Annotated in this window: 1 protein-coding gene; it reads right to left on the minus strand. The window is 58.1% G+C overall.

Going from position 1 to position 253, the window contains the following annotated elements:
* Positions 1-29 precede the first annotated feature (29 nt).
* Positions 30-253, minus strand: a 224-nt coding sequence (locus tag FN960_RS24445) for an FHIPEP family type III secretion protein (RefSeq protein WP_088537241.1), incomplete at its 5' end; no start/stop codon positions are given.

A 253-nucleotide genomic window follows, 5' to 3' on the forward strand; every position in this document is an offset into this window, starting at 1 on the left:
TGATGCGACGCTGACGCGTCTTATCATGCCTACATCAACGCCCCCATAATCTTCAACTCCAGCTCATCCGGCACTTCGTTATACGACAGCACATGCAGCCCCGGCGCAAACAACCTTGCATAACGCGCCAGCAAAGGGCGCAGCTGCGGTGGCACCAGCAGCACCGGGTCTTTCCCCGCCGCTTTCATCTGCTCTTTCACCTGTGGCATCGTGCTCTGGAACTGGTTGAGCATATTCGGGTCCACTGGCACGC

The sequence above is a fragment of the Alkalicoccobacillus porphyridii genome, assembly GCF_007293315.1.
GTDB classification, from domain to species: Bacteria; Bacillota; Bacilli; order Bacillales; family Bacillaceae_D; genus Alkalicoccobacillus; species Alkalicoccobacillus porphyridii.